Origin of the sequence: Streptomyces sp. SID5910, assembly GCF_009862125.1 — a bacterium.
GTDB lineage: Bacteria > Actinomycetota > Actinomycetes > Streptomycetales > Streptomycetaceae > Streptomyces.
In genome coordinates, this window is sequence record NZ_WWHX01000176.1 from 1 (window position 1) to 2,181 (window position 2,181).

1 protein-coding gene is annotated in these 2,181 nt (G+C 78.5%); it reads right to left on the minus strand.

The window, feature by feature from the left end:
* Positions 1-39: 39 nt before the first annotated feature.
* Positions 40-2,181 (minus strand): CHAT domain-containing protein (locus GTW67_RS06370; protein WP_161163816.1); only part of this gene is annotated, 2,142 nt, incomplete at its 5' end.

A 2,181-nucleotide genomic window follows, 5' to 3' on the forward strand; every position in this document is an offset into this window, starting at 1 on the left:
GTCCCCGCCACCGCCCGGGGCGGGCACGCCTCGGCGCCGCTACCGCCCGTGGTGGGCGAAGGACGCCCACACCTCCAGCTCGTCCGCCGGGCGCCGGCCCAGGCCGTCCAGCAGATACTCGTACCCGGCCAGCTCCGGCGGCAGGGCGCGGTCCGGCGCCAGCATCCACAGCTGGGCCGCGCGCAGGGCGTCCCGCGGCGGCACGCCCAGCCCCAGGTGGTGGTGGAGCAGCAGCATCAGCAACGTGGTCCGCGGATCGTCCGCGACCGCCCAGCGGGAGCCGATGACCGAGGCCGCGCCCGCCCCGAGGAAGGCCGTGGCCAGGGTGAGCACCTCGTCGTGGTCCTCGACGGTCAGGTCGCTGGTGCAGTTGGCCAGCACGACCGTGCCGCCCGGCACCCCGGGGTCCCGGTGCGCCGCGCCCGCCAGGATGTCCGCCACCGACACCCGGTGCGTCGCGTCCAGCTTCAGCACCGAGTCCGCCGGTGAGGGACCGGCCTCCGCGTGGCAGTTGAGGTGCAGCAGCGCGGTCGGCACGGCGCCGCGCCCCGGCAGGTACGGGGTGAGCGACGCCGGTACGGGCGGCAGCGGGGCGCTCCCGGACCCGCTCGCGGCGGCCTCCCGGCCCATGCCGCCGATCACGGTGACCTCCCGGTGGCGGGCGGCGACCAGCGCCGCCTCCCGGTGCATCGTCCGCGAACCGTCGGGCGCGACGACCACGGCCACCCGGCCCTCGCCCACCCCGGCCCGCGTGCGGTCCGCGACCTCGACGAGCTGCCGGGCACTCGCGCAGGAGGAGACGACGGCGCGCTCGCACGCGTACACCGGTCCCGTCGGGTCCGGCGGCGGGCCGCCGGCGGGCGGTGCGGGGCAGCGGGCCGCGTGCCAGGGCACGATGCCCAGCGCGCCCACCGGCGCGAGGACCAGCCTCGGCGTCCGGCCCGGCCACCACCCGTCCGCCGCCGCCAGCAGGGGGGCCATCACGGTCTCGCCGGCCCACGAGCAGAGCCCGTCCAGCGCGAGCTGCCACTCCTGCTCCAGGCGCAGCAGCGTGCGCCGGTACTTCTCGTGCATCACCCGCGGATGCCGGGGCGCGGGGCGGGCCTCCTCCCGGTTCGCGTCCTGGAACGCCCGCAGCGAGCGTGCGTAGGTGTCGAGCGGTCCCTCCCCGAGCGCCGTCAGCGCCGGCAGCGGCAGCGCGTGGACGTCGCCCGCGGAGGTGACGGCCAGCGCGTGGCCCGGTGCCCGGTCCTCGCCCGGCACGAGGTACACCAGCGCGTCGCTGTCCAGCCGCCGCAGGGCCTCTGCCACGCGAGCCGGGCCGGGTGCGGCGAGCAGCCGCTTCTCGGCGACGCCGCCCGCGAACGCCTCCAGCACCAGGCGCCGCAGCCCGTCGGGCACGGCGTCCTCGCGGTCGCCGGCCGCCGTCTCCCAGCGGGCGGCGAGCTCGGGGTGACCGGCGTCGCGCAGCAGCTCGGGGACGGTGACGGCCACCGTCGCGGCGTTCAGCACCAGGCCGCGGCCCAGTTCCAGCGCCTCGAAGGCGGTGCCGGGCAGCCCGTCGGCGAGGCTCCAGCGGACCAGCCGCAGCATGTCGTCCGCCACGGCACGGGCCGCTTCCAGGCCGTGTCCCGCACCGGACTGGAGCAGGACGGACCGGCCGTGCGCCGACAGCGCGGAGCGGGCCGTCTCGCGCGAGGCACGCCGGTGCTCCCGGTCGTCCGGTCCGTGCACCCGGTGGGCCAGCGCCAGGGCGCGGATCAGCACGACGGCGAACGGGTCGCCCGGCGTCGCGTTCAGCACCAGCCGCGCCTCCCGCAGCGCCGCGACCGCGTCCCGCAGGTCGGCCGCGCGGGCGGTCAGCCGGTGCCGCGTCAGCAACAGCACACCGAGCCCGTACAGGCAGCGGCTGCGGGAGCCGTGGAACTCGTGCGCACTCTCCTCGGCCGCCTGCCGCAACAACCCGACGGCCTCATCAACCCTGCGCAGCCGCTCGGCACGGCGGGGCTGGGCGTCGGTTCCGGTGTGCGTCCCGGCACGGGTCCCGGCGCCCGGGTCGTCGCCGGTTCCGGCATCCGGGTCGGCAGCAGTCCCGGTGCGCGTCCCCGCGCCCGGGTCGGCATCGGTCGGGCCCTGCGGTCCGCCGCCGGTCCGGCCCTGCGGTCCGGCACCCGTCCCGCC